Raw genomic sequence first — 26,005 nt, 5'->3', positions numbered from 1 at the left:
CCTCGGAAACCTCCAGCGGCCATTTTACGGGGACCTCATGAGCACCGGCTGGCAACCTGACACTCATCTGGACATCACCGTCACCCTCCTTGGCATCGAGCCGCCCATATGGAGGCGTCTTCACGTCCCCCTCGGGACCAGCTTCGCCCGGCTCCACGCGGTCCTTCAAGCTGCCTTCGGGTGGAAGGACTGCCACTTGCACGAGTTCGTGGTGGGAGGCCTGAGCATTGGCAGTACGGCTTTCGACAACGAGGGCCTGTCCGGCCGGCAGACGCTCGACGCCACGGGCATCATGCTCCGGGATTTGCGCATCCGATACGGCGAGCCGCTCAGCTTCGATTATGTCTACGACTTCGGGGACGACTGGCAGCACCGCGTCGTCGTAAACGGCGGCCTTGTCTCCGAGGAGGCCGGGGCGGTGTCGCTTTGCATTGGGGGAGCCCGAAATGCGCCTCCCGAAGATGTCGGCGGGCCTCCCGGCTATGAAGCGTTCCTGACCGCGTGGAAGAACCCCAAGCATCCCGAGCACGGCGCCATGCGCAAATGGGCGGGGCGGTCCTTCGACCCGGAGCGGATCGACCTTGAGAAGGTGAACAAGGCCATCCGGGCGGCCTCCAAGGGGCCGCTGAAGGGCGCGTATCAGGTGCAGTAAGGGCGCGCGGCACAGCTTCGCGCTCGCTTTGCCCACCACTCAGCCCACCCCATAGCCGCGCGGCGGCCTGCCTTCCCTGTTTCAATCAATGACCATCTTGCGCCTCGCGGGCCTGTGCCCGTGGGAGCGAAGAGTCCTGCCTCAATCACAAAGGAGCCTCCCAAATGAACGACATCACCAACGCCCCCTCGGAAGCCGCCCTCCCGGCCACGGAGGAGACCACCATGCAGGACCTTCAGCTTGCCGAGCGTCTCGGCTACAAGCGCCTTGCCGATATCCGAAAGCTCATCAAGCGCCATCGGACGAGCTTGGAGGCCATTGGATCATTGCGACACCGTGGCGCGATGATCGAGACCGGCAAGGGGGCATCCCGCGAGGTGACGGAGTTCCACCTCTCGAAAGCTCAGGCGACCTTCCTCATTGCCAAAGCGGGGACGAAGGAGGCCGATAGCGCCCTCATCCTCGTGTCCGAAGCCTTCGCCATGCTCATGGAAGGCAAGCTGGTGGCGGCGGATGAAGCCGCTCAAGCCGAGCTGGACGCCGCAGCGGCGCGCGCTGCCGAGAGGCATCGCCTAATTCGGGAGGATAAGGACGACTTTTCCCGCATCCTGAAGGGCTTCAGCATGTCGCCCTCGCGCTCTGTCATCGGCCACAAGCCGGACGGCGCGCCCATTCTCCGGGAGCTGACGACCTTCGAGAAGCAGCGGGAGGAGAGGCAGGCCGCGCAGAAGCGTCAGTCCCGGTGGGCGGCGCAGGGCCGGAAGACCCGGAACCCCGGCGACCCTCTCTAGGGTCCCTTTTGGCGCTGCGCCGTGAAGCGCCAATAGCTGGACTGAGGGCAGCCGAACATTGCGACACCATGGCGCGAAGATGGAGGGGACCATTGCGCCATGTGTCGTGATGGTCCCCGGCTTCCCGAGAGGGGCCCGGATAAAATGCGGGAAAAATTTGTGCGCCCATCTAAATTAGAAGAAGCGCGCGATTCCCCCCTCGGGGGCCTCCAGCCCCGCATTCGACACCCTTCAGGGGCGCCCCTGCGAGCCCCCTACACAGCCGCTCAGTCCCGCCGCTCCACACCTTGCCGGGCGCCGCTTCCGGCCGCTGGTGAGTCAATCTGACTCGCCCTGAGCGCCTTCCTCGGTGCCGCCTCGCAAGGCATCCTCAAGGGCACCATGACACCCGACACGCCCGCCGAACCTCAGCCCCAACGCTCACCGACCGAGCCCACCCCCGAGCAGCGGGAGGCTTTCCTCGATCAGCTCCGCACCTACCTCGCGGCCATGTACCCCTCAGCGGGCTACAGGACCCGCCGCAGGATACTCAGACGCGCCCGGAACAAGGGGCATTACGGCCGCCTCGGGGAAGTCGCGGGCATCCTCGTGAGCAACTATGTCCGGCACGAATGCACGGACTACGAGCGCCTCTTGCGGATCAACGGCGGCAATGAGGGGCTGACGCGGGAGGAGGCGCGCATGGTCGTGGCGCAGGAAGTGGAGGACATGGCGAACCGCTGGCGGCAAGGCTCGGCTGAGGCGGATGAGGGCTATGTCCAGCTCCGCAGGCAGCTCAGAGAGCGGCGCCGCAAGAAGGGCAAGCGGAAGGACAATGCGGGCGTCATCGCCACGCAGAACGCGGCCATTGCCGAGTATCTGAGGGGATGGCTGGAGCGGCAGGCGCCGGCATAGGTTCATTTCCAGCCGTGTTGTGGGCGCGGGTAATAGACCTCAGCAAACCGCGAGGCACCATCAGGCCCACAGAACGAACCCCGGAATGACAAATCCTGTAACCTACTGAGGATGCTGGGGAAGTTATGCCTCCTGTAGATGGAGCAGAGCCGTCCCTAGAGAGAGCCCTTCCGCGTCCCCCGAGCGAGGGCTTACGGGTCCAGTATAGGGAGGGAAGGTTCACACCTATGCGGCGCTGGTGCAGGCCGGAGGGTGTTCTTTGGGGTGGCCTCCACCATCAACCCCACCTCAGAGCCCCCACGCCTCCAGCGCCTTCGCCTGTCCGGCCGGGTCGTCCTTGATCCGGTAGACCGTCTGCCGGGTGAGGCCGGTGTGCCTGGACACGTCGCTCACGCCCGCGCCCTGCGCCAGCATCTCACCCACGCGGGTGAACTGGTTCCGGGTGAAGGTCGGCTTGCGGCCCCTGTACTTGGTCGCCCCTTCGGCGGCCTTGGCGTGGGCTATGCCGGCCTTCTGCGCCTCCTTGGTCGCCTCAGCCTGCGCCTGAGCGGTGGCCGCCATGAAGCCTATCAGGGCGTCCCTCACGGCCATCTGCACGGGGTCCTTGGTGGCGCCGTCGAAGGTCATCGCGTTGATGATGGTCTTCACCACCACGCCCCGGCGCATGAACTCGCGGATAGTCTCGGTGACATCGGCATAGTTGCGCCCTAGGCGGTCCACCCAGCGGACTACGAGGGTATCCCCGGAGCGCAGCACGTCGAATAGTCGACGGCCCTCGGGGCGCTCCCTGAGGGGGATGGAGACCCCCGACACGCCGTCATCGGCAATCACCATGTCGAAGGTGTAGCCGGCCGCTTCGGCCTGCGTGCGCTGGTGAGCTAGGGTTTGGTCGGCAGTCGAGACGCGGGCGTAGAGAATGACGGACATCGGCCTCTCCGGTGTCGGCAAGGGTGATGTCCGTAGGTAATATGTACGCAGATTCGATGTCAACCCTTGCGGTCATGGCTTGGGGTCTCGTCCACGCTGTACGCTAGGGCATACCTCAGGGTACGGTATATCGTTGTAATACCGCAGTTGCCAATTCGCCGTATGCTTCGGGGTAAAAGGCGACTAGCCACGTATTGCAGGTGCGAGCAAACTGCTGTCGGGTGGCGTCGCCCTCAGCCCAGCCCGCCGGGAAAAATGGCGCGATGCAATTGCCGACCTGAACCGCTAGGCGGCCAATCTCCGAGAGAACGGCCTCAAGCGTCCGCGGTGACATGAAGGGGCCGATAACGGCATCTCCATCGGGGGTCGGCCGTAACATGAGGTGGCTAGTCATGTTCGGATGACCCGCGAGATCAGAGAAAAGGTCGTAGGCTTCCCGCCGCTTTTGGCTGGTGAACCCATCCCGCCTGTCGAGCGCCTCTCTGACGGCAACGGGCTTAAATCGCTTCCATCGCTCAGCTTTGTTTGCATTCCGCCAAACGGTTATCAAGGTGCGCTCGCTGCCGAATAGGTCGACAAGGAAGACGGTTTCCAATACGTCCCGCATTACTAATGTTGCGGTTTGAGAGTAGCCCGACAGCGCCAACTTCAGAGCTGTTCCGAGTGCGTTGAACATTCTCATAGACATAATCTGAACGACTTTGATGTCCTCATCAGTCGTAACGTAACGACGGAATGCTTCGGACACGTTCATCGCCTGTTCGGCGATATGAAGATGAAGCATTAACTGGCTGTTTTCGGCGATTATCTCAATAGCACGTGCGCGCAGACGCTCCTCCTGAAGGTGGAGACTGCCCAGATTTTCGGGGAATTCTGTTAGCGCCATCATTCGTGCTCCCGGCCACAAGGTGGTGGCCGTCTGACATCCGCTCACTCTAGCTCTAACAAGGAAACCACCGCATCATGATCGATGCCACCCCTACGCACGCCCCTGCATCCCCCATCCTCCACAAGCTGCGCTTCGGAGAGAAGACCATCCGAGCAACCCGACACCCCGCGCATGGCCGCATGCTCATGGCCCACGATGTCCTTCTCGCCATCGGCTACACCCCGAAGCCGCCGTATGGCGCCCGGCCCATCCTTGCGGGCCTCAAGGTCTCCGATGCGAACCGCGTCACGCTCACCCGCGAGGACTTCGGCACCAGCGAGGGCCGCCCCGAGCCGACCTTCTCCAAGGCCACCTTCCTCACCCGCGCGGGGCTGGACGAGCTGGTGGCGAATGCTGCCGCGAAGAAGGTCAAGACTTTCGGCCCGTGGATGGCGGATGTGATGGAGAACGGCGCCCCGAAGCGGAAGCCCAAGCCGGCCCCGGAAGTGGCCCCGGAAGTACCGGCTGAAGGGCTGCCTTGGGAGGAGTGAGAGCGGCGCTTCCTATTCCCAAAAGGGAATAGCTAACACCCCACTATAGGAAGCCCCCAGCGGCCTCACGGAGGGCCGCTAAGCCCTCACTATAGGAAGAGCTGAGGCCAGCGCGGAGGCGACTCCCTGCCGCTCCTAGGCGCACCCTCGCACCACATGGACGACCTCAACCCGGACCCCGCCAAGGGCCTCGCGGGGATATTCGTTCGTGTACGTGTGAGGGGGCGTCTATCTATTTTTGAGGCAGCCTAACGGCCCCTTCACGAGCCCCTCACGGCCCCCCTCCGCGCGGCCTTCCGGGCACCTTCACCCCACCCATCACAGCCACCAGTGCGGCCCCCTGCGGCCGCCTACACCCGCTCGCCCTCACTGCGACGCGGGAACGGAGACACATGCCTTGATCTACACGGAAGAAATCCTCGACCGCCGCACGGGCGAACTCATCACCATCGACAAGGGCGACTGGATCACGGTCACGGAGTTTGGGCAGGCCATGGGCGTTGGCCCTCGGAAGGTCCGCTCCGTCCTGCGAGAGCTGGACTTCGTGGGTGTCGAAGGCGGCGGGACGCATCAGCGGCACCTGATATCGTCCTGGGCCGTTCGGCAGGGGCTCGGGAGGCGGATCGAGTCACGGAGGAAGGGGGTCGCGCCCTTCGATGTCATCAGCCCGGCAGGGCAGGCATGGCTCCGTGTGCGGTGGGCTGATGCCCTCGCGAAGCTGAACCACCGGGGAGGGCGGGGACCCGTAGCGGTGGCCGGGGCGGCCCTCAGGGAGTTTCAGGTGTCCCGTGGTCGGGAGAACATGCCGGTGCAGGAGGCCGTGTGCTGGTTGTCCGACCACTTCCCGAGGCTCACGCAGGAGGACATGGCCGTCATCCTTGATGTCACCCAGCAGCTCGTCAGCCGGTATCGGGGCGTTCAGGCGAAGCAGCGGAAGGAAGCTCGGGAGTGGGTGGAGGCGACGAGCTGGAGGTGATGTCTCAGGAAGGACACCGGGAGATAGCCTTCATGGGCTCGTGTTGTGGCAGCTTGCGTTTGGCGAGGTATATTACCCATGAGCACAACAGGCAGAAAAATGAGCCCATGGCGCGCGGCATGAGAGCCTCACTTGTGCCGCCACACCTTTACCGACGATAGCAGTAGCAACGCCGCTAGTGCCGGCAATAGGGCCGCGCCGGGCACGACGTTCAGTAGCAGTCCGCCGACGAACGTCCCCACAATCGACCCTGCGGCCATGATGAGAAGGAACGCCTTGTTCCGACCTATCACGCTGAACGTTTGATCTTGGCTGTAGCGGGCAAAGCCTACAATCATAGTGGGAAGGCTGACTGTCAGTGAGAGGCTGCCCGCTAGCTTCACATCAGCGCCGAAAAGCAAGATGAGCGTCGGGATGAGCAACTCGCCTCCAGCCACGCCTAACAGCGACGACACGACCCCTATGCAGAAGCCAGCCAAAACGCCCGCAACGATTTGAGCCGGGCCTGTCACGAGGGCCGCTCCCCCGTGCATGTCGTGCCCGAAGATCAGCACGAGGGCGATGCCCACCAGCAGCACGGCGATAATCCTATAAAGGCTTTCGGAGCGCAGCTTGGTGGCCCATCCAGCGCCGACCCACGCCCCGAGCAGGCTACCAGCTAGCAAGTTCAGAATGATCGGCCAATGCGAGGCCACTTGATCGAAGGGCACCGCCCACATGCGAAACGGCAGCGCCGTGGCCACGACGACCAGGCTCATGGCCTTGTTGAGGATGACGGCCTCAAGCGCCACAAAGCGGAAGATGCTGATGAGAATGGGGAGGCGGAACTCTGCACCTCCGAGGCCAATGAGGCCGCCCAGGGTGCCGATCAAGGCACCGCTGCCGAACGCCCCGAGTTTGCTCTGCTTCAACGCTTGCCCCCATCACAGCCCACACTGATATATCGAGCCAAATATAGCGTGTCGACAATGGCGCGATGGACAATCGAAAACGAGCTGAGCGCGTCGTATCAGGCCGCCGCCGCGCTGCGATCAGGCTTCGGCTTCTCCTTCGGGAACTGCACGGCCACCACGCAGGCCCGCAACTGGTCCACGCTAGGGCCACCTGAATAGGTCCCCAACGTCATCCCCTGCCGGGCGTGTCCGACCACGCTGGAAATGATGTGAGGGGGCTGGCCGGCCATCTCAGCCTTCGTGATGAACCAGCGGCGGAAGGAGTGGAAGTCGATATTGCTCTGGCGCGCGCCGGGCGCCTTCTCGTCCACCTTAAGGGTCGTCCGCAGGCGGCCGAAGTGCTTCGTGATGGCCTGTCCGGGCTCGATAGAGCTGCCCTCCTTGATAGCCGGAAGCTCGCTGAAGAGGCGGTCTTCGGGTGATTTTCCGTCCGTCCGCGCGACCACAAGGGGAGCCACAAGGGGGTGAATCGGGACGGCACGGTTTCCGGCCTTGGTCTTCGCGTCCAGCACGTGGAAGAGACCTTCGCGCACGTCCTTCACCCGCAGCTTGGCAATCTCGGACACGCGCATTCCCGAGAGCGCCGCGATGCGGATGGCGTCCCCCAGCATCGTCGCAGGTTCCGTGCCCTTGATGAGGGTCGTTATCTCATCGTCCGTGAAGGGGCGCTTGGTGGTCGCCACCACCTCCAGGTCTCGGTCGTTCACACCCTGTCCGCGCCAAGGATTGTCCCCCTCCACATAGCCGCGCTTCTCTAGCCATCTCCAGAAAGAGGACAGGCAGGACACGTCCTTGTTGATCGTCTTGGGGTGCACGCCTTTCTGAATGAAGTGCTCCGTGACGTACTGCCCGGCTTTGCGGCGCGTCACGTCCTCAATCGCTGTGCAGAAGGCTGCGAACTTGGTGATGGCGCGCCGGTAGTCGTGCTTCTGCCGGGGCTTCATGCTGATGCGCTCATCAAGCCACGGATCGACCAGCGGCAGGAAGGGCGTGGCCGCACCCGTCGCGACGGAAGCGAACTCGACAGCGGCAATCTCACCCTCGCTCGCCTCAATCGTCTCCGCGCGCTGGTAAATGAGTTCCCGCAGGAGGCCCTCACGTTCCTCCTCGGGCACGCTCCCGAGCACCTCAGCGGTCTTCCAGCGGAGAGCCTCCTGCAAGCGGCTATCCCGAGCCTTCACAACTCCGCCCCTCGCTTCCTCGAAGGTCTGCCTGATTTCAGCGATGACCGCGTGTTTCAGCCGGGCGGCTTCAGACAGACTCTCCGTGCCCAAGGACACCACAATATGAGGCTTGCCGATGGTCGCTCGGATGTCCTTGGGCACCGCGATGCGGACGCGCCATTGCCGCCGATGCTGCTCAAGATGCGTTCGGTCATAGCGCATGGAGGGCTCCGATTGGGCGGCTGGGGAAGAAAAATACACCCGCCGAATACACCCATCGGCTACACCAATGCAATGATTTCCTTATGGAATATGGCTTTGAGAGGTCGAATCGGAGTGTCCTGGTCCCCCAGCCACCTGAAGTGAGCCATTGAGTTCAATGGCGTGGGCCTCACGACCAACCTCCCGACAGACGTCCCTCTTCAGGGCAGCCGCCGCGACGTGAGCGGAGGTTCATTCGGACGAAGACTGCGGCGCCTGCATCGGCTCGCGCGGCGCGCCAGCGCTGGGCACGCGCCGTCGCGCCATGCCGCTCGTCACCAGCTGGGAAACGCCAGATGCGCGCTGATCGCGGCGGCGATGGCGAGGGCGGAGGCGCTCCACAGGTTCAGGCTGAAGCCGCGCGCGCCGAGCGCCGTGGCGTAGGCCGCCTTGGCCAGCATGTTGCTCAGCACGGCGAGGCCGACCGCCGTCGCGGCGGTCGGCGGGGCGAGGGTGGACAGCATGCCCGCCACCGTCACCGTTACGGCGTCGACATCGGCGAGGCCTGACAGCGCGGAGGCGAGGTAGAGGCCGCTGTCGCCCCAGGTCTCGCTGGCGGCACGGGCGAGGAAGGCCACCCCGACGAGCAGCAGCGCCATCTTGAACACCGCGTCCAGATCGAACGGGTTCTTTAAAGTGCGCTCGCCGTGCTGCGCGGTGCCGCGCCGCGCCAGCAGCAACGCATAGGCGAACATGACGGCGGCGCCGGCGAGCAGCGGCACCATCAGCATGCCGGCGAGCGGTTGGAGCAGGGTGAACACCAGGAAGCCGGTGCGCAGCAGCGACACGCCGCCCGCGCTGATGGCGCCGGCGGCGAGCGGCAGCGTCGCCTCGCTCGTCGCCGAGTGCCGGGCATTGGTGATGGTCGTCGCCGTCGACGAGACCAGCCCGCCGATCGTTCCCGCGACCAGTTCGCCACGTGCGGCGCCCAGCAGGCGGACGGCGATGTAGCCGCAGAACGAGATCGCCGCCAGGACGATGGCCATCAGCATGATCTTCGACGGCGAGACGCCGCCGAACGGGCCGATGGGCGCGGAGGGAACGATCGGCAGGATGACGAAGGTGAGGGCGAGCAGGATCAGGGCGGAGCGCAGCTCGGCCCAGCGCAGCCGGCGGATCGCCTCGTGCAGGAATTCACGGCTGGCCAGTATCGTAACCAGCACGACGCCGCCGGCCGACGCCAGGGTGAGGTCACCGAGGATGGCGAGGGCGCCGAGCGAGAAGGTCAGCATGGCCACGACGACCGAGGTGGCGCTGAAGGTGTGGGCCGCCACTTCCTCGCGATACTGGAACAGCGCGAAGACGGCTGTGAGAGTCACGAGGAAGCCGACCAGCACCAGGCCCGACGGGGCGCCGGAAGGCGCGAGGTGGCGCTCGATCAGCCCGGCGACGCCGCCGAGCATGCCGATCAGCGTGTAGGTGCGGATCCCCGCGGTCCGCGCGCCGTCGTCCTCGTCGCGCTCGCGCCAGTGGCGCTCGACCCCGACCGTCGCGCCGATCGCGATGGCCAGGGCCATGCGCTGGAAGAGGTCCATGTCGTCCATGGCACGTTTCCTGGGGTGCGCCCGCTCGCGGGGGTGCGAGGGCCGGCAACCAACCGGTGAATCTCTGCCCGAGCGGGGCTCTTTCGACAAGCCGCAGGACATCGCGCGCAGCGGAAAGTGCCCGTCAAGGCGCGCCGGTCCGCCGGAGCGCTCGCGGGCGAAGCGGATATCGGTTCGCGTGAAGAAAGCGCGTTGAAACAGAAGACGAGAGTATGTCCGGTGAACCGGAGCCCGCCGGATGTGCTCTAGTCCTGCGAGTCCGATGCCGGGTGGGCACCGTCCCCGGCCTCGGCGGACTTGCGCTCCCGGCGCGGGAAGATGCGGTACACCGTGGCCGGAGACACGCCGAGCACCCGGGCGACGTCCGGCACGGTGGAGCCGCCGGTGAGCAGGCGGCGCGCCTTGGCGATGTCCTTGGTCGACAGTGCCTGCGGACGCCCGCGCCGGCGCGGGCCGTCGCCATGGCCACCCTCGGCGGCGTCAACGGCAGGATGGGCGAGCCGCGCCAGCGCCCGGCAGGCGAACGCCAGCGCCTCGCCGGATGGAATCATCATGTCGACCACCATTCCGGCAAGGCGGACCGTGACGCCTCTTTCACTGAGCCGCGTTATCTGCAGCACCACCGCATCGAGATCGTGCCCCAGCTGCTCCAGCGACGGCACCATGAGCATGTCGCCGGTGCGCACGAATTCCAGCGCAGCGCGCAGGCCGGCGCGTTCCGCCCGTCGGTCGTCCTCGATATCGGTGAAGACGCGCTCGCAGCCGAGCTTCTTGAGCGCGTCCGCTTCCGGATGAAGCTGGCGCCGCCCTTCGCTCGGCGGATCGGACCGCGCGCGCCGCGCCGTATCGCCCGCTGCCCTGCCGGCGGCGTGGCCGTCAGGTTCCAATAGACAATAGCCGATGAGCATCTTTCCTGCAGGCCGTGCGTTCTCCGCAGGGGAACGCGCGGTCGGTGTCTTCCCGACCGTTCCCGCGGCCTCCCCCTGTCGTGAGTTACAAAAATAGCACATGGGAAGGCAATCGCCACGGTGGCAAAGCGCCAATTCCAAGCGGTAACATTATGAAGCAAATACTGAAAATTAACGATAAATTATCGCGCGCGATAATTCATTGATTTAATTGCACTATTCCATGAGCCATGATGTTTGTCGGCATTCCGCAACGGAATGGCTTCGGCATTTATGCGAGCGGCTGCGCGACGGTATAATAATGCGTCGTCGGCTTGCTGCCGGCAAAGACCGGGATCTACTATTACCGACAGACCAAAGCCCGGATTCGTAGTCCGAAGCGTGTTGGTAAAAGTATTGACGGGCGAATGCGGGTTCGCCCTGTAGCGGGGATTGGGGGCTTACCTAAATGACTGGGAAATTTGTTGGCGCGCGAACTATCGCGGGTCGGAAGAAGCGCGCCCTTCGCAGGTCGGAGGCGGTGCCTTCGGTCGGGATCGATCACCGTCGGCGCGCCCTGTATGGCTCGGCTTCCGTGTTCGCCCTCGCCGCCATGCTGGCGCGTCGGCGTCGCGATGGTTCCCGGTCCGGCGGTGGCGTTCCCGCTGAGCCCCGCCGGCTGCACCGAGTCCTCGTCCGGTTCGGGCAACTGGTTCTGCGACAATGACGGCGGCGGCGAGCAGGGCGGCGACGTCGACGGCAACGGCGACAACAACACGATCGAGATCATCGGCGGTTCCTATACGCTCGGCGATTATCCGAGCACCGATGTGAACGGCAACGGCGGCAACGATACGATCACGATCCGGCCCGACCCCGATGCCGACAAGGAATCGTCCATCGCCATCGATGGATCGATCTCCGGTGGCGAAGGCGACGACACCATCACCATCGGTGGCGGCTCGCTCTCCGAATATGATTTCGGCTGGGTCAACATCAACGGCGACGTCCGTGGTGATGAAGGTGACGACACCATCAACATCACCGCCTCCGACGAGATGCTGACCGGGATCAACAAGGTCGGCGACGACGGCGGCAACGTGCTCGGCGGCGCCGGTGACGACGAGATCAACGTCACCAACGCGTCCCTGCAGGACATCACGATCGAAGGCTCGGTGATGGGTGGTGCCGACAGCGACGACATCAATGTCGCCGCGACGGAAGGCGCCGAGATCGTCATCAAGGAGAACGTGTTCGGCGGCGACGGCCTCTCCGACGTGGACGGTAACGACACGATCGACATCGTCGCCGGTTCGGACGAACTCGGCAACGAGAGCGCCGGCAGTATCGCGATCAACGGGAACATCGGCGGCGATGCCGGCGACGACGACATCACGGTCATAGCCCAGAGCGGTGGCACCGTGACGCTCGGCACCACCGATCTGATCGACGGCGACAAGGGCGGCGACGTGCTCGGCGGCGCCGGCGAGGACGATATCCGCCTGTTCGCCGATGGGACCGGCAGCAAGGTCACGCTCTATGGCGACATCGACGGCGGGCTCGGCGACGACAGCATCCAGCTCGTCGGCGACGATGGCGGCCAGGTGAGCGGCAAGGACATCGACGGCGATGCCGGCAAGGACTTCATCGGCCTCTTCGCCGACGATGGCGGCTCCGTCGCTGTCGAGGACGTCCGGGGCGGCGACGGCGACGACATCATCGTGCTCGGCGCCGTGGACGACGGCACGGTCGAGTTCGACGCCATCAATGGCGACAGCAGCGGGCCCCCGACCGCGCTCGGTATCGAGCCCATCAGCAATAACGACATCATCGTGCTGGCGGCGATCGACGGCGGTGAGGTGAAGGGCAAGTTCATCGACGGCGACAAGGGCGACGATTTCATCGGTCTGTTCGCCTACGACCATGGCACCGTCGACATCGAGCACGACATCTCCGGCGATGACGGCGACGACATCATCGCTCTCGGCGCGGTGAGCCACAGCTCGGTCGAGTTCGGCAACATCTACGGCGATGGGGGGCACCCGATTGGTGCCCTGCCTCCCGAGCCCGTCACCAATGACGACATCATCGTGCTGGCGGCGATCGCCGACAGCGAGGTGAACGGCATCTCCGTCGAGGGCAATCAGGGCGACGACTTCATCGGCCTGTTCGCTGTCGACCACTCCGAGGTCACGCTCGTCGAGGATGTCGACGGTGGCACGGGTGAAGACATCATCGTGCTCGGCGCGGCGCTCCACAGCACGGTCGAGGTTCGCGACGTCCTGGGCGACGCGGATGACGATGTCATCGTGCTCGCGGCGATCGACGGCAAGGTGAAGGCGCACGACGTCAAGGGCGGCACGGGCAACGACATTATCGTTCTCGGCGCGGCGCTCGACGGCAAGGTCAAGGCGCACGACGTCGAGGGCAATGACGGCGACGACGTCATCGTTCTCGCCGCGGCGCTGGGCGGCAAGGTCAAGGTCGACGACGTCAAGGGCGGCGACGGCGACGACATCATCGTGCTCGGTGCGATCGACGGCAAGGTCAAGGCCGACAACATCATGGGTGGCGACGGTGACGACATCATCGTCGTCGGCGCGGCGCTCGACGGCAAGACGACGTTCCACGACATCGACGGCGACGCTGACGACATTCCCGATGCGGCTCCGGTCACCCACGACGACATCATCATCCTCGGTGCCGCGCTCGGCGGCGAGGTGAAGGGCGACGATGTCCGCGGCAATGAGGGCGACGACATCATCGGCCTCATCAGCGTGCTCGATGGCCAGATCAAGGTCGACGACATCGAGGGTAACGACGGTGACGACATCATCGCCCTCGGCGCGGCGCTGGACGGCCGTATCCGCTTCGGCGACATCGAGGGCGGATGGGGCGACGACATCATCATCGTCGGCGCGGCGCTCGATGGCTATGTGCGCGGCGACGACATCGAGGGTGGCTGGGGCAATGACGTCATCGCGCTGGTCAGCGCGCTCGACGGCGACATCCAAGTCGATGACATTCGCGGCGAGGAGGGCGACGACACGATCATCGTCGCTGCGACGCTCGGTGGCGATGTCCGCCTCGACGACATCTCCGGCGATGACGACGGCAGCATGGCCAAGATGTATGTTCCGGAAACCAATGACGATGTGATCATCGTCGGCGCGACCCTGGGCGGCGATGTGCGCGGCGACAATATCGACGGCAACCAGGGCGACGATACCATCGCCCTCGTCGCCGAGACGGGCGGCGACGTTCGCTTCGACGATGTCAGGGGCGGCTACGGCGACGACATCATCGCTCTTGGCGCGGCCGATGGTGGCGACATTCGCGGCGACGACATCGAGGGCAATGACGGCAACGACGCCATCGTTCTCGGCGCGGCGGCCGGCGGCGACATCCGTGTCGACGACATCAAGGGCGGCGACGGCGACGACGTCATCGCGCTGGTCGCGGCCGGCGGCTCCATCGCCTTCGACAATCTCTACGGTGACAACGGGGACGGCCCGCCCAAGACGTACATGCCGGTGCCGGAAGATTTTGACGACGAGATCGTTCTGGCCGCGACGCTCGGCGGCTCGATCACGGGCAACGACGTCAACGGCGATGAAGGCCACGACGACATCGTGCTGCTTGCCGATGGCGGGTCGATCAGCATCGACGACATCGACGGCGGCGACGGCGACGACGACATCTTCGTCGGCGCGACCAGCGAGGGAAGCATGATTTCCCTCGACAACATCCGCGGCGGCGACGGCGACGACCTCGTCATATTGTCGGGCCTCGACAACATGAACTCCAACTTCGCCATTTCCGGCGCGGTGGATGGCGGCCATGGCTTCGACACGCTGATCGTCGAAGGCGGCAGCACGCTTTCCCTCGACGATGTGCAGCACTTCCAGCAGCTCGGCGTCAGCGAGACCTCCTATCTCGAGCTGACGCAGCGCTACGCGAACTTCATCGGCCGCGACGGCATGGACGGCCTGGTGGTGGTGGATCCCACCTCCTATCTGCGCCTGTCGGACTCCGATGCCGACCTCGATACCGGCACCTTCGTTCTCGAAGGTTCGGACGGCGAGGCCGGCTACCGTTCGATCTTCACCGGCACGGATGGCGGCCTGCTGACGAACACCGGCGGCGTGCTCGACGTCTCCGGCAACACCCTCACCGGCGTCGCCTACACCCAGGTCGAGCTGTCCGACACCGAAGGCAGCGAACCGTCGGAAGACCTGCCGGACGCCACCTTCATCAACCAGGGCACGATTGCCCTGCACAGCGGCCTGGTCGACGATCTCGGCCACTCGACCGACGTTGCCGGTGACCGCTTCACCATCAATGGCGACTATGTCGGCGGCGGCAACCTGCTGCTCGACACCTATGTCTACAATGCCGCGAGCCCGACCGACGTTCTGGTCATCAACGGCAATGTGGCGTCGGACGCGACCACGACCATCTACGTCAACAACACCAATGGCGGTCCGGGCACGCTGACCGGCCTGGGAGCCGGCGCCGGCATCAAGGTGGTTGACGTGGCCGAGTATGCCGAGTCTCCGGGCGACGGCTTCCAGCTCGCCCGCAACCAGGTCAGCGGCCAGCGCGAAATCATGGCCGGCGCATTCTCCTACCGCCTGTTCCACGATCCGGCCAACGAGGGCGGCCTCTACAAGTCGGCCGAGGACACGGGCGCGGGCGACTGGTACCTGCGGTCGAACTACACCAGCCAGGCGGCGGCCTACGCGACTGCCCCGTCCGCCATGCAGCGCCACTTCTACGCCGGCATGGACACGCTCTATAAGCGCCTCGGCGAGATGCGCCAGCAGGAGCAGCTCGAAGGCCGCAATGCGGACCTCGAAATGCCGACCAAGGCGCAGGCCTTCCAGCCGGTGCCGGCGCCGAAGTTCCAGATGTGGGGCCGCGGCGGTGGTTCCGACCTCAGCTACGACGTCAGCAGCGGCTGGGACTTCTCGCAGCAGACCTGGGGCCTGCAGGCCGGCGGCGACTACACCTTCGACTACAACAACTGGCGCATCACCGCCGGTGCCTTCGGCGGCTACGGCTGGTCGGATGTGGACGTCGATGGCGCGTGGAACACCTGGTACGGCAATTCCACGATGAACATCGACGGCTGGTCCGCGGGTCTTTACGCCTCGATCCGCGAAGCCGGCCTGGCGCCGGGCGCCGGCTTCTACACCGACATGGTCGGCAAGGTGGATGTGCTCGATCTCGATATCGCGGCGAGCAGCAACGTCACGGCGAGCACCGACGCGACCGTCTGGGGTGGTTCGATCGAGATGGGCTACGGCTTCGAGCTGGCCAATGGCTGGGTCATCCAGCCCCAGGCCCAGCTCGCCTATGTCAGCGCCAATCAGGATGCCTATTTCGACTCGGTCGGCACCTACGTCTCGCCGGGTGACGCGGAATCGCTGGTCGGCCGCCTCGGTGTGCAGATCCAGTCGACCTTCGTCATGTCGACCGGCCAGACGATCACGCCCTATGCGACCTTCAACGTGCTGTCGGAGTTCATGGGCGACAACACGACCAATGTCGCGGGCACCGTCCTGACCAGCGACATCAACGGCACCTGGTACAATGCCGGCCTCGGCTTCACCGCCAACCTCAATGAGAGCGTCGCGCTGTTCGGCAGCGCCGAATACAATTTCGGCGACGTCGAGGGTTGGGCCGGTCTCGGCGGCGTGAAGGTCCGCTGGTGATCGTCGTCCCTCGGAACGGCCGGCGGCGCGCCGACGCCGCCACACATCGATGAAGATGGGCCGACCTCGCGGTCGGCCCATTGCTTTGGCGCGCTGTTCGTGCTCGTTCGAGCTTGGGTCTGGCCCGCGACTTCCGACGCCGCGTCGTTTGACGCGCCGCGCCGCATCGCTGGCCGGGCTGGCTCTCGCCTGGAGCGTCTTCCGCGAAAGTCGATCGACTGTCGCACCTGGAAAATGCGCCGAATTATTGAATCTGGTGCCCTTCCGATCAGGTGATTCCACCTGATCGGAAGGGCACCAGAGACCTGCCGGAGGAATTCCATGCGCTTCTTCACCAACGCGGCCGCGTCGCTGCTCCTGCTCGCGCCGTTCGTTCTCGCCGCTGCGCCGGCGGCCTCGGCGCAGCAGGCGCCGGCGGAGAGCACCGCTCCCGCGCGTACCGAGACCGTCGTGTTCGACAACTGGATCGTGACCTGCCGCGATCGCCTGGAAAAGGGCAGCAAGAAGCGGTGCGTGGCGACGCTGAAGGTGACGGAGAGCAAGTCCAAGAAGATCGTGCTGCTCTGGCAGATCGGCCAGAACGCCGCCGGCGTCCCGACCTATCTCGTTCGGGCCCCGCTCGGCGTCCGGCTGAAGGACGGCGTGCAAATCACCATCGGCAAGGGCAAGCCGCGCAAGATCGACTTCGTCTCCTGCGGCACGAATGGCTGCGCGGCGACGGCGCCGTTCGAGGACGCCTTCGGCAAGGAACTGGCCAGCGCCAAGGAAGCGGTCGCCAGCTTCGTCCTGGCGAACGGACAGACGGTCAACGTGACGCTGCCGATCGCCGGCATCGACAAGGCACTGCCCGCGCTGAAGGGCTGATTCGCCGCTTCGGGTCCTCGGGGAGCGGGCAATGCCGGCGGCATTGCCTCGTTCCAGCACCCCACGCGCCGCGTCTCCGGCCTGCGCCGGAGCATGATGCCTCCCCGCCAGCCCTGCCCCTGACGCCGGGCTGGCATGAAGTCGATTGCGCCTGCGCTGGCGAATGTTACATTTCACGCGAGATGTTGAACAATTCGATCCTGATCGCCCAGCGTTGGTGGTCGGGGCGACGGCTTCGGCCGGGGAAGCTGAAATGGTCGACGAGACCCAGATCCGGGCCGGCGAACGGGTGACGGAGAGGTCCACCCGTGACGAGCGACCGCATGCGCGCATCCGCCAGCGCCAGTGGCGCGGCCGCGAGAATGGCGCGCCGCGCACGGACGACGCCCCCGGCAATGGCAGCCAGAACCCGCGGCCGCGCAACAACGACCCCTCCTACGCCGCCCTCGATCTCGGCACGAATAATTGCCGCCTGCTGATCGCCCGCCCCACCGGCAGCGGCTTCCGCGTGGTGGACGCCTTCTCGCGCATCGTGCGGCTCGGCGAGGGGCTGATCTGTTCGGGCCGGCTCGGCGAGGCGGCGATGGACCGCGCGGTCGAGGCGCTGAAGGTCTGCGCTGCCAAGATCGAGGCCCGCAACATCGTCGATCGCCGGCTCATCGCCACCGAGGCGTGCCGGTCGGCGGTCAATGGCGAGGCGTTCATCCGTCGCGTCACGCAGGAAACCGGCCTCGCGCTGGAGATCGTCGACCGCGAGACCGAGGCGCGCCTCGCCGCCGCCGGCTGCACGCCTCTGGTCGATCCCCATTCGGACGGCGCGGTTCTGTTCGATATTGGCGGCGGCTCGACCGAGGTGGTCTGGCTCGACCGGGTGGAGACCCATGACGGCGGCCCGCCCGCCGCGGTGATCCGTGCCTGGGTGTCGGTGCCGCTTGGCGTCGTCACCGTGGCCGAACGCCACGGCGGCGTGAAGGTCACGCGCGACGACTTCGAGGCCATGGTCAACGAGTTCAGCCCGCATCTCACCGGCTTCGTGCAGGCGGTGGGCCCGCATAATTGCGGCCGGCTGCATCTTCTCGGTACGTCGGGCACGGTAACGACAATTGCCGGCGTCCATCTCGACCTGCCGCGCTACGATCGCTCGCAGGTCGACGGCACCTGGCTCGGCGCCGAGCAGGTGCGGGTGGTGGTCGACCGCCTGCTGGACATGCCGTTCGCCGAGCGCGCCGCCAATCCCTGCATCGGCGTGGAGCGCGCCGACCTCGTGCTGGCGGGCTGCGCGATTCTCGAAGCGGTGCGCCGCGCCTTCCCGTGCGACCGGCTGCGGGTCGCCGACCGCGGCCTGCGTGAGGGCATTCTCGTGGAGCTGATGCGCGCCGACGGCGTGTGGCGGCAAAGGGCCGGAGTGCCGACGTGATCGACAAGCCCCAACCCCAGAAGGGGGGCGAGGCACGGCCGCTGAAGGTCAGGCTCAAAAAGGCCCGCAAGCTCAGCTCCTCCTCGCAGAAATGGCTGCAGCGCCAGCTCAACGATCCCTATGTCGCGCGCGCCAAGCGCGAGGGCTGGCGCTCGCGCGCCGCCTTCAAGCTGATCGAGATCGACGAGAAGGTGAAGCTGCTCAAGCCTGGCCTGCGCGTGGTCGACCTCGGCGCCGCCCCCGGCGGCTGGAGCCAGGTCGCGGCCAAGGCGGTGAAGGCGGAAGAGGGGCAGGGCAAGATCGTCGCGATCGATCTGCTCGAGGTCGATCCCATCACTGGCGTCGACTTCGAACAGATGGACTTCCTGAAGGAAGACGCCCCCGATCGCCTGAAGGAGATGCTGGGCGGCGAGGCCGACCTGGTGATGTCCGACATGGCCGCCAACACCACCGGCCACCGGGCGACCGACCATCTGCGCATCGTCGGCCTGGTGGAGTTGGCCATCGACTTCGCCCGGCAGGTGCTGGCGCCGGGCGGGTCGTTCGTCGCCAAGGTGTTCCAGGGCGGCACGGAGGGCTCGCTGCTCGTCGATCTCAAGCGCGACTTCGCCAGCGTGCGCCACATCAAGCCGCAGGCGAGCCGGGCGGATTCCGCCGAGCTCTATGTCGTAGCGACGGGGTTCCGCGGCCGGCGGCCCCAGTCGGAGCCCTGAGCGGCTGGAGCTCTTAAGCGGCCGGAACCCTAAGCGGCACTCCCCATCTCGCCCGGCGTTTCGGCGGGCACTGCCGGCTTGACCCGCCGCTGCGCGAGTTCGGCACCGGCGTCGGCCGGCAGGCGGATGAAGAAGAACACCGAGCATACCGCGGTCGCGGCAACGACGAGGAAGGCGACGCTGAAGTCCTCGGGCTGCAGCGTCCCGTCGCTGCGCCAGCCGCGCATGCCGTCGAGCACCAGCGCGGCCACCGCCACGCCGGTGGAGATCGACACCTGCTGCGCCACGCTGGCGAAGCTGGTGGCGCGGCTCATCGCCTCGTTCGAGATGTCGGCATAGGACAGCGCGTTGGTGCTGGTGAACTGCAGTGAGCGGAAGAAGCCGCCGAGCAGCAGCGCGCCGACCAGCAGCAGATAGGGCGTGTCCGGCCGGAACAGCGCGCCGACGGCGATGAAGCCGGCGGCGATGACGCAGTTCACCACCAGCACGCGGCGGAAGCCGAAGGCGCGGATGATCGGCGCGGCGGTGAACTTCATCGTCATCGCCCCGGCCGCCGAGGCGAAGGTGATGAGGCCGGAGGCGAAGGGCGTGAGGCCGAAGCTGAGCTGCAGCATCAGCGGCAGCAGGAAGGGCAGGGCGCCGATACCGATGCGGAACAGCGAAGCGCCGATGACCCCGGCGAAGAAGGTCGGGATCTTCAGCAGGTTCAGGTCGAGGATCGCCCGCTCGGTGCGCCGGGCGTGGCGGACATAGAAGGTCATCGCCACCGCCCCGACGGCGATGACGGCGAAGGCGATGGACGGCGCCACGGCATGCTGGCCGAGCAGCGCGAAACCGAAGACCAGGCCGGCGAGCCCGGTGCCCGAGAGCAGCATGCCGCGCAGGTCGAAGGGCGGCACGTCCGGCTCGCGAATGTCCGGGATGAAGCGGGTGGCGAGGGCGACACCGAGCAGCCCGATCGGCAGGTTGAGGAAGAAGATGTAGCGCCAGTCGAAATAGGTGGTGATGAAGCCGCCGAGCGGCGGGCCGAGCACCGGCCCGAGCAGCGCGGGAATGGTGAGCCAGGCGAGGGCCGAGACGAGTTCGTCCTTCGGCACGGTGCGCAGGATGACCAGCCGCCCGACCGGCACCATCATCGCCCCGCCCATGCCCTGCAGGATGCGGAAGGCGACGAAGTCCGGCAGCGAGTGGGCGAGGCCGCACAGCAGCGAGCCACCGGTGAAGATGACGATGGCGGCGCGGAACACCGTGCGCGAGCCGAATCGGTCGGCGAACCAGCCGCTGGCGGGGATGAATACCGCCAGGCTCAGCAGGTAGGAGGTCAGCGCCAGCTTGAGCGAGATCGGGTCCTCGTGCAGATCGGTGGCGATGGCCGGCAGCGAGGTGGCGATGACGGTCGAATCGAGCTGCTCCATGAACAGCGCGCAGGCGACGATGAGCGGGACGAGACGTTCGGAGCGCACGGGCCCATCCGGTTTCGGCGGCGAGGGGAGGGTTTCGGCGGTCTTGGCATTGCAGGGCTTGCCCGGGCTATAACGCCATGGGGCCAGTCGGGCGATCCTGATCGCACGCAAAATTCCGTCATCACGGCGAGGTTACGCAGGGGCTGCCAAGCGCGCACCTCCATTGCGCGGGACACAGAGATTGACGCCTAGGAAAGCGTGACGGGCCATGGTATGAGCCCTCGCCAACTCGAAGGGAGTGGGCGATCTCAGGCGCCCCGCCTCGCTTCGTCCATCCATCCATCGGGCATACCCGGAGCCGGTGCTCCGCGGGCCCCAATTCGGGAGTTGGCGATGTCGGTTTACGACGGCCTCGCGCGGGAAGCGCTCACCTTCGACGACGTGCTGCTCAAGCCGGGCCTGTCCGATGTCATGCCGGGCGAGGTCGATATCCGCTCGCGTGTCACGCGCACCATTTCGCTCAACCTTCCCATCATCTCCTCGGCGATGGATACCGTCACCGAATGGCGCCTCGCCATCGCCATGGCGCAGGCCGGCGGCCTCGGCGTCATTCACCGCAACCTCGATCCCGAGGTGCAGGCCGAGCATGTGCGCCTGGTGAAGAAGTTCGAGAGCGGCATGGTGGTGAACCCCGTCACCATCCATCCCGACCAGCCGCTCGCCGACGCGCTGGCGCTGATGAAGAACCACAGCATTTCCGGCATCCCGGTGGTCGAGCGCGGCCCGAACGGGCGCCCCGGCAAGCTCGCCGGCATCCTCACCAACCGCGACGTGCGCTTCGCCACCAACCCCGACCAGCCGATCTCCGAGCTGATGACCAAGGAGCGGCTGATCACCGTCCGCGAGGGCGTGGAACAGGCCGAGGCCAAGCGGCTGCTGCATCATTTCCGCATCGAGAAGCTCCTCGTGGTGGACGATGAGGGCCGCTGCGTCGGCCTGATCACCGTGAAGGACATGGAGAAGGCCGTCACCAACCCGAACGCCGCCAAGGACGAGCAGGGCCGCCTGCGGGTCGGCGCGGCGACGACGGTCGGCGAGGATGGCTACCGCCGCGCCGAGCTGCTGGTCGATGCGGGCGTCGACCTCGTGGTCGTCGACACCGCGCACGGCCACTCCCGCAAGGTTCTCGATCAGGTCAGCCGCATCAAGACGCTGTCCAACAGCGTGCAGATCCTCGCCGGCAACGTCGCCACGGGCGAGGGTGCGCAGGCGCTGATCGACGCCGGCGCCGACGCGGTGAAGGTCGGCATCGGTCCCGGCTCCATCTGCACCACCCGCATCGTGGCGGGCGTCGGCGTTCCCCAGCTCACCGCCATCCTCGACGCCGTCGAGGTTGCCCGGAAGAGCAACACGCCGGTGATCGCCGATGGCGGCATCAAGTTCTCGGGCGATCTCGCCAAGGCGCTGGCCGCCGGCGCCGATTGCGCCATGGTCGGCTCGCTGCTCGCGGGCACCGACGAGAGCCCGGGTGAGGTCTACCTCTACCAGGGCCGTTCCTATAAGTCGTACCGCGGCATGGGCTCGGTGGGCGCCATGGCGCGCGGCTCGGCCGACCGCTATTTCCAGGCCGAGGTCAAGGACACGCTGAAGCTGGTGCCGGAAGGCATCGAGGGTCAGGTGGCCTATAAGGGCCCGGTCGGCGGCGTGCTGCACCAGCTCGCCGGCGGTCTGCGCGCCGCCATGGGCTATGTCGGCGGCGCCACGCTCGACGACTTCCGCGAGAAGGCGACGTTCGTGCGCATCTCCGGCGCCTCGCTGCGCGAGAGCCATGTGCACGACGTCACCATCACCCGCGAGAGCCCGAACTATCCGGGAGGCGTGTGAGCCGCACGGCTTGACGCTTCCGCTGACGGGAGGAGTGCCGCGCCGTGCACGTCACCGCGATTCTGCTGCCGGTCTTCGTTCAGGTCGCGCTCACCTTCGTGGTGCTGGTGCGGCTTGGTCGGGTCCGGCTGGAGGCGATCCGGCAGGGCCGGGTGGTGCGCGACCAGGTCGCCATCGACGATACGGCGTGGCCGCTCAAGGTGCGGCAGGCGAGCAACTGCTTCCGCAACCAGTTCGAACTGCCGGTGCTGTTCTATGCGCTGGTCATTCTCGCATTGGTGACGCGGCAGGCGGATGATCTGTTCATCGTGCTGTCTTGGCTTTTCGTGCTGAGCCGCATCGTCCAGGCGCTCGTGCATGTGACGAGCAACGATGTGAGGTGGCGCTTCGCCGCCTTCGCCTTCGGAGCGGTGGTGCTGCTCGTGATGTGGATATTCTTCGCGCTGGCGATCCTGTTCGCGCCGGCGATGCCGTGACCGTTTTTTTGATGATGGAGATGAGATGACGCCGGCTGCCAGGCTTTCCGCCGCCATTGAGGTGATCGGCACGTTGCTCGCCGAACGCCGCCCGGCCGCCGACGTGCTGAAGGATTGGGGCCGCAGCCACCGCTTCGCCGGCTCCGGCGACCGCGCCGCGCTGTCCTCGCTGGTCTACGACACGCTGCGCCGCCGCGCCTCGGCCGCCTGGCTGATGGGCCAGTCCATGGGCGAGGAAAGCCCGCGCGCGCTGCTTCTGGGCATGCTCAGGCTTACCCGCGGTCTCGACGTCGAGGCCATTGCCGCGCTGTGCGACGGCGCGCGCTTCGCCCCCGAGCCGCTGAGCGAGCAGGAGCGCACGCGCCTCGCGGAGGCGACGCTCGACGATGCGCCGGCCCATGTGCGCGGCGACTACCCCGAATGGCTCGACGCACCGCTTGCCGCCGTGTTCGGCGAGGCGCGGGCGGAAGAGGGCGCGGCGCTGGCCGAGCGGGCGCCGCTCGACCTACGCATCAATTCGCTGAAGGGCGATGTCGAGAAGGCGCTGCAGCAGCTTTCCCACCTCCATCCCGTGCCGGGGCAATGGTCGCCGCTGACCCTGCGAATCGCGCTGGAGGCCGACGGCAAGGCGCCGCCGCTCACCGTCGAGCCGGCCTTCCTCAAGGGGCTGGTCGAGATCCAGGACGAGGGCTCGCAGATCGCCGCCATCCTCGCCGCCCCGCCGCGCGGCGGGCAGGTGCTGGACCTGTGCGCGGGCGGCGGCGGCAAGACGCTGGAACTCGCCGCGCTGATGGACGGCGCCGGCCAGCTCTACGCCTATGACGACGACCTGCGCCGCCTCGCGCCGATCCACGAGCGGGTGCAGCGCGCCGGCGCGCACAATGTGCAGGTGCGCTCGCCGAAGGGCCGCGGCCCCGACCGGCCGGACGTGCTCGAAGACCTCGCCGCCCGTATGGACCTCGTGCTGGTCGACGCGCCCTGCACCGGCACCGGCACCTGGCGCCGCAACCCGGACGCCAAATGGCGCATGCGCCCCGGCGCGCTCGCCGAGCGGGTGAAGGAACAGGCCGAGATCCTCGACGCCGCCGCGCGCTTCGTGAAGCCCGGCGGGCGCCTCGCCTATGTCACCTGCTCGCTGCTCGACGAGGAGAATGTCGGGCAGGTCCGCGCCTTCCTCGACCGTCACCCGGAATTCCGCGTCGTCCCCCCGGCCGAGACCGTGCTGGCGCTCGGCGAGCGCGGCATGGCGCTGCGCGAGGCGGCGCTGGACCGGCCCGAGGGGCTTCTGCTGACGCCGCACCGCACCGCCACCGACGGATTCTTCGTCAGCGTGATGGTGCGCGACGCATGAGCCTTATATGAACCCAATCGATCCCGCCGCCGCCAGACGATAGAGCCGCTCATGACCGATATTCCTTCCGCCGTCGACGCCCCCGCCCATCACGACACGATCCTGATCATCGACTTCGGCTCGCAGGTCACGCAGCTCATCGCCCGCCGCGTGCGCGAGGAGGGCGTCTATTCGGAGATCGTGCCGTTCCAGAGCGCGGCCGAGGCGGTGCGTCGGCTGAAGCCGGTCGGCATCATCTTCTCCGGCGGCCCGGCCTCGGTGAAGGACGAAGGCAGCCCGCGCGCGCCGCAGGAGGCGTTCGACCTCGGCGTGCCGATCTTCGCCATCTGCTACGGCCAGCAGACCTGTGCGCTGCAGCTCGGCGGCGAGGTGGAGGGTGGCCACGCCGCCGAGTTCGGCCGCGCCGAGGTGACGGTGAACAAGCCGAGCGCGCTCTATGACGGCGTGTGGGAGATCGGCGGGCGCTATCCCGTCTGGATGAGCCATGGCGACCGCGTCACCCGCCTGCCGGAAGGCTTCGAGGTGGTGGCGACCTCCGAGAACGCGCCCTTCGCCATCGCGGTGGACGAGGAGCGGCGCATCTACACCACCATGTTCCACCCGGAAGTGGTGCACACCCCGCACGGCGCGGCGCTGATCCGCAATTTCGTGCGCAAGATCGCCCGGGCGCGTGGCGACTGGGGCATGAAGGCCTATCGCGAGGAGTCGATCCGTCGCATCCGCGAGCAGGTTGGTTCCGAAAAGGTGATCTGCGGCCTCTCCGGCGGCGTCGATTCCTCCGTCGCCGCCGTGCTGATCCACGAGGCGATCGGCGACCAGCTCACCTGCGTCTTCGTCGATCACGGCCTGCTGCGCCTCGGCGAGGCGGAGAGGGTCGTCACCCTGTTCCGCGACGCCTACAACATCCCGCTGGTGCATGTGGATGCCTCCGAGATGTTCCTCGGCGCGCTGGAAGGCGTCACCGACCCGGAGGTGAAGCGCAAGACCATCGGCAAGCTGTTCATCGAGGTGTTCGAGGCCGAGGCGAAGAAGGTCGGCGGCGCGGCCTTCCTTGCCCAGGGCACGCTCTATCCCGACGTGATCGAGAGCGTGAGCTTCACCGGCGGCCCCTCGGTGACGATCAAGAGCCACCATAATGTCGGCGGCCTGCCCGAGCGCATGAACATGAAGCTCGTCGAACCGCTGCGCGAGCTGTTCAAGGACGAGGTGCGCGTGCTTGGCCGCGAGCTCGGCCTGCCGGAAGTGTTCGTCGGTCGCCACCCCTTCCCGGGGCCGGGCCTCGCCATTCGCTGCCCGGGCGAGATCACGCGCGAGAAGCTCGACATTCTGCGCCTCGCCGACGAGATCTATCTCGAAGAGATCCGCCGCCACGGCCTCTATGACGAGATCTGGCAGGCCTTCGCGGTCATCCTGCCGGTGAAGACGGTGGGCGTGATGGGCGACTACCGCACCTATGACTATGTGGTGGGCCTGCGCGCCGTGACCTCGGTGGATGGCATGACGGCGGATTTCTACCCGTTCGACATGGCCTTCCTCGGCCGCGTCGCGACCCGCATCGTCAACGAGGTAAAGGGCGTCAACCGCGTCGTCTACGACGTGACGTCCAAGCCGCCGGGGACCATCGAGTGGGAATGATCTAGGGTGGTTTCAGACCATCCCGCGCCGTGCCACATATCGCACGATCCCTATGATTGGTAAGGATAATTCTTCCTA

20 protein-coding genes are annotated in these 26,005 nt (G+C 66.4%); 13 read left to right on the top strand and 7 right to left on the bottom strand.

Annotated elements, in window-relative coordinates:
* The first annotated feature begins 37 nt into the window (after positions 1-37).
* The 3 genes from AC1PZ7_RS17350 to AC1PZ7_RS17340 all read left to right on the top strand — a co-directional run bounded on the left by AC1PZ7_RS17350 (position 38) and on the right by AC1PZ7_RS17340 (position 2,337).
* Complete coding sequence (locus tag AC1PZ7_RS17350) at positions 38-652, top strand: plasmid pRiA4b ORF-3 family protein (RefSeq protein ID WP_482356439.1); 615 nt, start codon at positions 38-40, stop codon at positions 650-652.
* 164 nt (positions 653-816) lie between these two features.
* Complete coding sequence (locus tag AC1PZ7_RS17345) at positions 817-1,443, top strand: hypothetical protein (RefSeq protein WP_482356438.1); 627 nt, start codon at positions 817-819, stop codon at positions 1,441-1,443.
* A 381-nt stretch (positions 1,444-1,824) separates the two neighbouring features.
* Positions 1,825-2,337: a DUF2293 domain-containing protein gene (locus AC1PZ7_RS17340; RefSeq protein WP_482356437.1), complete on the top strand. Its 513-nt coding sequence runs from the start codon at positions 1,825-1,827 to the stop codon at positions 2,335-2,337.
* 288 nt (positions 2,338-2,625) lie between these two features.
* On the opposite strand, the gene AC1PZ7_RS17335 is transcribed toward AC1PZ7_RS17340, so the two are convergent.
* Together AC1PZ7_RS17335 and AC1PZ7_RS17330 are read right to left on the bottom strand one after the other, a co-directional pair.
* Positions 2,626-3,264: a recombinase family protein gene (locus tag AC1PZ7_RS17335; protein WP_482356436.1), complete on the bottom strand. Its 639-nt coding sequence runs from the start codon at positions 3,262-3,264 to the stop codon at positions 2,626-2,628.
* Positions 3,265-3,379: 115 nt separating this feature from the next.
* A complete protein-coding gene (locus tag AC1PZ7_RS17330; protein WP_482356435.1) occupies positions 3,380-4,153 on the bottom strand; it encodes a hypothetical protein in 774 nt (257 codons plus the stop codon).
* Between the two features lie 74 nt (positions 4,154-4,227).
* On the opposite strand from AC1PZ7_RS17330, the gene AC1PZ7_RS17325 reads away from it, so the two are divergent.
* Both AC1PZ7_RS17325 and AC1PZ7_RS17320 read left to right on the top strand, forming a co-directional pair.
* Positions 4,228-4,683, top strand: a complete 456-nt coding sequence (locus AC1PZ7_RS17325; protein WP_482356434.1) for a hypothetical protein — start codon at positions 4,228-4,230, stop codon at positions 4,681-4,683.
* Positions 4,684-5,080: 397 nt separating this feature from the next.
* Positions 5,081-5,659, top strand: a complete 579-nt coding sequence (locus AC1PZ7_RS17320) for a hypothetical protein (RefSeq protein ID WP_482356433.1) — start codon at positions 5,081-5,083, stop codon at positions 5,657-5,659.
* Positions 5,660-5,787: 128 nt separating this feature from the next.
* Here the strand turns inward: AC1PZ7_RS17320 and AC1PZ7_RS17315 are convergent, their stop codons facing one another.
* The 4 genes from AC1PZ7_RS17315 to AC1PZ7_RS17300 all read right to left on the bottom strand — a co-directional run bounded on the left by AC1PZ7_RS17315 (position 5,788) and on the right by AC1PZ7_RS17300 (position 10,488).
* Complete coding sequence (locus AC1PZ7_RS17315; protein ID WP_482356432.1) at positions 5,788-6,570, bottom strand: sulfite exporter TauE/SafE family protein; 783 nt, start codon at positions 6,568-6,570, stop codon at positions 5,788-5,790.
* Between the two features lie 98 nt (positions 6,571-6,668).
* Complete coding sequence (locus AC1PZ7_RS17310; RefSeq protein ID WP_482356431.1) at positions 6,669-7,997, bottom strand: DUF6538 domain-containing protein; 1,329 nt, start codon at positions 7,995-7,997, stop codon at positions 6,669-6,671.
* 314 nt (positions 7,998-8,311) lie between these two features.
* A complete protein-coding gene (locus AC1PZ7_RS17305) occupies positions 8,312-9,580 on the bottom strand; it encodes an MgtC/SapB family protein (RefSeq protein WP_482356430.1) in 1,269 nt (422 codons plus the stop codon).
* A gap of 245 nt (positions 9,581-9,825) precedes the next feature.
* Positions 9,826-10,488, bottom strand: a complete 663-nt coding sequence (locus tag AC1PZ7_RS17300; protein WP_482356429.1) for a recombinase family protein — start codon at positions 10,486-10,488, stop codon at positions 9,826-9,828.
* A gap of 614 nt (positions 10,489-11,102) precedes the next feature.
* Between AC1PZ7_RS17300 and AC1PZ7_RS17295 the strand changes: the two genes are divergently transcribed.
* The 4 genes from AC1PZ7_RS17295 (at position 11,103) to AC1PZ7_RS17280 (ending at position 19,178) form a co-directional block, all read left to right on the top strand.
* Positions 11,103-16,184 carry an autotransporter outer membrane beta-barrel domain-containing protein gene (locus AC1PZ7_RS17295; protein ID WP_482356428.1) on the top strand — a complete coding sequence of 1,694 codons (5,082 nt, stop codon included), beginning with the start codon at positions 11,103-11,105 and terminating at the stop codon, positions 16,182-16,184.
* A gap of 321 nt (positions 16,185-16,505) precedes the next feature.
* Positions 16,506-17,048 (top strand): invasion associated locus B family protein, encoded by a 543-nt coding sequence (locus tag AC1PZ7_RS17290; protein ID WP_482356427.1) that lies wholly within the window; start codon positions 16,506-16,508, stop codon positions 17,046-17,048.
* A 253-nt stretch (positions 17,049-17,301) separates the two neighbouring features.
* A complete protein-coding gene (locus AC1PZ7_RS17285) occupies positions 17,302-18,465 on the top strand; it encodes a Ppx/GppA phosphatase family protein (RefSeq protein WP_482356426.1) in 1,164 nt (387 codons plus the stop codon).
* On the top strand, positions 18,462-19,178 hold the full coding sequence (locus AC1PZ7_RS17280) for an RlmE family RNA methyltransferase (protein WP_482356425.1): 717 nt from the start codon (positions 18,462-18,464) through the stop codon (positions 19,176-19,178). The genes AC1PZ7_RS17285 and AC1PZ7_RS17280 overlap by 4 nt, the downstream gene beginning before the upstream one ends.
* A gap of 29 nt (positions 19,179-19,207) precedes the next feature.
* Here AC1PZ7_RS17280 and AC1PZ7_RS17275 read toward each other — a convergent pair whose 3' ends face one another.
* Positions 19,208-20,641 carry an MFS transporter gene (locus AC1PZ7_RS17275; RefSeq protein WP_482356424.1) on the bottom strand — a complete coding sequence of 478 codons (1,434 nt, stop codon included), beginning with the start codon at positions 20,639-20,641 and terminating at the stop codon, positions 19,208-19,210.
* Between the two features lie 333 nt (positions 20,642-20,974).
* On the opposite strand from AC1PZ7_RS17275, the gene guaB reads away from it, so the two are divergent.
* Genes guaB through guaA form a run of 4 tightly spaced genes read left to right on the top strand, consistent with a single transcriptional unit; the run spans position 20,975 to position 25,927 of the window.
* Positions 20,975-22,465 carry an IMP dehydrogenase gene (gene guaB / locus AC1PZ7_RS17270; RefSeq protein WP_482356423.1) on the top strand — a complete coding sequence of 497 codons (1,491 nt, stop codon included), beginning with the start codon at positions 20,975-20,977 and terminating at the stop codon, positions 22,463-22,465.
* 44 nt (positions 22,466-22,509) lie between these two features.
* Positions 22,510-22,941, top strand: coding sequence for an MAPEG family protein (locus tag AC1PZ7_RS17265; protein ID WP_482356422.1), 432 nt, complete (start codon positions 22,510-22,512; stop codon positions 22,939-22,941).
* A gap of 25 nt (positions 22,942-22,966) precedes the next feature.
* Positions 22,967-24,292, top strand: coding sequence for an RsmB/NOP family class I SAM-dependent RNA methyltransferase (locus AC1PZ7_RS17260; RefSeq protein WP_482356421.1), 1,326 nt, complete (start codon positions 22,967-22,969; stop codon positions 24,290-24,292).
* Positions 24,293-24,343: 51 nt separating this feature from the next.
* Entirely contained in the window at positions 24,344-25,927 is a 1,584-nt protein-coding gene (guaA, locus tag AC1PZ7_RS17255; RefSeq protein ID WP_482356420.1) for a glutamine-hydrolyzing GMP synthase, read from the top strand.
* The last annotated feature ends 78 nt before the right edge of the window (positions 25,928-26,005 follow it).

Source organism: Ancylobacter sp. TW_SC_1, assembly GCF_056836805.1.
The sequence above is the reverse complement of the archived record's forward strand: the minus strand, read 5'-3'. Positions and strand labels throughout refer to the sequence as shown.